This window comes from Butyricicoccus sp., assembly GCF_050872565.1.
Classification (GTDB): Bacteria; Bacillota; Clostridia; order Oscillospirales; family Butyricicoccaceae; genus Butyricicoccus_A.
The window spans coordinates 1-4,052 of sequence record NZ_JBNMHC010000200.1; the positions used below are offsets into that span (position 1 = coordinate 1).

Here is a 4,052-nt window from a genome sequence, read left to right on the forward strand (position 1 = left end):
TTCGTGCAAAAAGTCAATCAATGCGCCATCATCTGCCGCAGCCGGATTGAGCAGCACTTCTTTCGGTGTAAAGCGGCCGATTTCATTCATCGCATACACCGTCATGTCATCGCCGGACATATCCGTTGCCAGCATTTCGCCTGTTGTAATGTCTGCGAAGCAGATACCCGCGCCCATCGCGCCAAAATAGATAGACGCAATATAATTGTTGCAGTCCTCTTGCAGCATAGACGCTTCGATGACTGTGCCCGGTGTAATGGTGCGAATGATTTCGCGCCGCACCAATCCTTTTGCTTTTTTTGGATCTTCAGTCTGTTCGCAAATAAATACCTTGTGTCCATTCTTGACCAGCTTGGCAATATAGCTCTCACAGGAATGGAACGGGATGCCGCACATCGGTGCCCGCTCCTCCTGTCCGCAATTTTTTCCGGTCAGAACCAGATCCAGTTCTTTCGACGCAATCTTTGCATCATCATAGAACATTTCATAAAAATCACCGAGACGATACAGTAAAATACCATCTTGATTCTGATTTTTAATTTCAAAATACTGCCGCATCATCGGCGTAAGTTCAGCCATGATACCCCTTCCTAATTGCTCTGCCGTACAGTGCACGCAGAGAGGTCTTTGTAATACTTACATCGACAAAATCGCCGATATGCAGATCTTCGCCGGAAACCAGCACCAGCAGACCGCCGTCTGTCCGTCCGCAATGTGTATAGTCGCTGTCATCCTTGCCATTGGACAGACCGTCAATCAGAACACTCAGCTCCCGATCTTGATACGCATCCTGCCGCACCTGATTGATGGCCTCCTGCGTCTCCAGCAGACGATTAAAGCGATCCTGTTTTTCCTCTGGCGTTGCCGCATCCGGCATTTCCGCTGCCGGTGTACCGCTGCGCTTGGAATACAAAAAAGTAAACAACTGATCATACTGTCCCTGTCGTACAACGTCCAGCGTTCCCTGAAAATCTTCTTCGGTCTCGCCAGGGAAACCAACGATAATATCCGAAGACAGCACGAGATCCGGCATATATCGCTTTGCCGCCGCAATCAGCTCCAGATACGCCTCCTTGGTGTATCCGCGATTCATACGCTTGAGAATCTGATTGGAGCCGGACTGGAACGGCAAGTGCAGCTGATGGCTGATATGAGTTCCCTCTGCCATTGTGCGGAACAGCTTTTCCGATGCATCCTTCGGATGGCTCGTCATAAATCGCAGACGATATTCGCCCGGTACGGCATCCAGCCGCGCCAGCAAATCAGAGAAGTCCATATCCATGCCCAAGTCCTTGCCATACGAATTGACATTCTGACCAAGCAGTGTGATGTCTTTATAGCCTTCTTCTACTAAGCAGCGCAGTTCTGCCTCAATATCCTCCGGCTGACGGCTGCGTTCTCTGCCGCGCACATACGGCACGATGCAGTATGTACAGAAATTGTTGCAGCCGTACATAATGGACAGCCATGCATGGCAGCCCTCACCGCGCTGAACCGGCAGACCTTCAGCAATTTCACCCTTCGGGTCACCGGCAATCTCAAAAATGCGCTTGCTGCCGTTCAAACGGTGCAGCAACAGCTCCGGAAATCTCCACTGCATATGCGTGCCAAACACAATATCTACGCGCGGATAGCTTTTTTTGATTTTCTCGGTGATATGCTCCTGCTGTACCATACAGCCGCACATGCAGATAACCAGATCATCGCGAGTATCTTTTAAATGGGTGTACTTGCCCATCATGCCGAACACGCGCTTTTCCGCATGTTCACGCACAGCACAAGTATTGACAACAATTACATTTGCCTTGGTATAATCCTCGGTTCGCTGATAGCCCATATCGCGCAGCATACCGGCAATGCGCTCGGTGTCCGCTTCATTCTGCTGGCAGCCGAATGTCTGGCAGAAAAACCACTGCTGTTCCGGCAGCAGCGCATTGCGGCGGCTCACCTGTTCGATATAATCCAGCTGATGCGCAATCTGTTCCTTTGGTATTTGTCTTGAAATTGTATTTTTCATCCTATATCATCCAGTTTATCGAAATTCGTTGAGTTCTGCATCATATACCATCAGATGATGATAGTTTGCGCCGTCCGGCGTCAAATCCGGTAAATCGCGCACGATGGTCTTTGTGAGATATTCCGGGCTTAAATTGTTGTTGCCCGCGCCGAGAATGGCATAGCAGCGCACGCAGTCGGTATCCGGTTCCAACGTGAACGCCTTCATGTAGTCCTTGATATTGACCTCTTTTTCTCCGCGCTTGGATTTTTTCATGATGAGAATCTCGTCCTGCGCGAACAGCGCCTGTACACGCTCGCAGAAATCCGCCGGTACGCCGTTGTCAAACTCCCAAGTAATTTCAAACTTGGAGTACGCAATATCGCGCACCTTTCGTCCTGCACCATTCTCAATGGAATACATCTCCTGTACGGAAATGCCAGACGGGCACACCGCATTCATGCGCTGTACAGCGTCCTCCGGCAGCTGTTCTGCCGTACAATTAAAATCCAAAAACTCCCATTCGCCGGAGTATCCCGTGGACAGCGGCAGGGCAATGGAAATATAAATATGCTGGTTAAATCCTTCTGTGTACCACACCGGCAGCTTGGCACGGGTAATAATGCGCTGCATACAGTGCATCAAATCCAGATGAGAAATATATGCTGCTTCATCGGTCTTAGAAAATCGCATTCTTGCCTTAAACACTGCACGCACATCCTTTCAACAGGCTAGCTGCACCACAGCCAGCGCATTTTTCCAGACAAGACGGAGTCGGTTCCGCTCTGCGCGAACGCTCCCATTCTCTCTTGAGGTGTTCCTTTGTCGTTCCGCATCCGATGTGATCCCACGGGAACACTTCATCCAGCGGACGCTGCCGATTGGCATAAAACGCCGGATCCAGACCAACCGTCTGGAAGGCATCCATCCACTTCTCCAGCGAGAAGCAATCCTCCCAGCCGTCCATCTTGCAGCCAGACTTCCACGCCGTATACAGCACTTCTGCCATGCGGCGGTCTCCGCGGGCAAAAGCGCCCTCCAAAAAGCTGGTGTCCGAAGCGTGCCAGCGGAACGTGACATTTTTGGTCTTCATGACCTGACGCAGATATGCCGTCTTTTCGTCCAGCTCTTCCTTGGTCGCCTGTGCATCCCACTGGAACGGCGTCTGCGGCTTCGGAACGAAGCAGGACGTTGACGCGGTAATCTTGACACCGCGCGCCCGATTCGGCGTGGTCATGCGCCAGCGATACGCAATATTCTTGCAAAGCTGGGACATCTCGTCAAAATCAGCATTGGTCTCCGTCGGAAGACCCATCATAAAGTACAGCTTGACATTGTTCCATCCGCCCTCAAAGGCATAGGTGCACGCCTTAAGCAGGTCTTCTTCCGTGATATTCTTGTTGATAACATCACGCAGACGCTGACTTCCCGCCTCTGCGGCAAAGGTCAGACCACTCTTGCGTACCTTCTGTACGCGCTCCATCAGCTCCATGCTGAACGAGTCTGCACGCAGCGACGGCAGCGACAAGCTGACACGACGCTCTTCGCAAATGTCCAGCAAATCATTGGCCAGTTTCGGCAGCTCAGAGTAGTCACTGGTGGACAGCGACGACAGCGAAATCTCTTCATAACCAGAATTGTCCAGCACTGCTTTTGCCTGCTTGAGCAGAACATCTGCGCTCTTTTTGCGCAGCGGGCGATAGGTATGACCTGCCTGACAGAAGCGACAGCCACGCGGACATCCGCGGAACAACTCCACCATGGCACGGTCAAAGACAATTTCCGTAGACGGAACCACAAACGATTCCGGATAATACATATTATCCAGATCGCGCACGATGCGCTTCTGGACAAACGCCGGTGCGCCGTCTTTCGGCGTCACAGCCTTTACGGTTCCGTCTTCGTGATACGTCACATCGTACAGTGCCGGTACATACAAGCCTTCAATATGACATGCTTTGCGCAAAAATTCGTCCTTGCTCCAATTTTCCCGCTTCGCCTGACGATACAGATCGGTAAATTCGATCATAATCTCTTCGCCGTCGCCAATCTGAAA

3 protein-coding genes and 1 pseudogene are annotated in these 4,052 nt (G+C 51.3%); all 4 read right to left on the minus strand.

What is annotated here, in order from left to right:
- Positions 1-579 (minus strand): annotated as a pseudogene (locus ACR0P9_RS08525) (DNA mismatch repair protein MutS); the annotation flags it as partial.
- The gene (miaB, locus tag ACR0P9_RS08530; RefSeq protein WP_432619200.1) at positions 572-2,017 is read right to left on the minus strand and encodes a tRNA (N6-isopentenyl adenosine(37)-C2)-methylthiotransferase MiaB; all 1,446 of its coding nucleotides are present in this window, start codon (positions 2,015-2,017) and stop codon (positions 572-574) included. The gene miaB and the pseudogene ACR0P9_RS08525, both read right to left, overlap by 8 nt.
- 15 nt (positions 2,018-2,032) lie before the next feature.
- Complete coding sequence (locus ACR0P9_RS08535) at positions 2,033-2,704, minus strand: TIGR03936 family radical SAM-associated protein (protein ID WP_432619202.1); 672 nt, start codon at positions 2,702-2,704, stop codon at positions 2,033-2,035.
- On the minus strand, positions 2,697-4,052 hold a 1,356-nt coding region (locus ACR0P9_RS08540; protein WP_432619204.1), incomplete at its 5' end, for a TIGR03960 family B12-binding radical SAM protein. The genes ACR0P9_RS08535 and ACR0P9_RS08540, both read right to left, overlap by 8 nt.

Bases quoted from the DNA above. Each gene is read 5' to 3' on its own strand.
- miaB (WP_432619200.1), bottom strand. From the start codon at position 2,017: ATGAAAAATACAATTTCAAGACAAATACCAAAGGAACAGATTGCGCAT.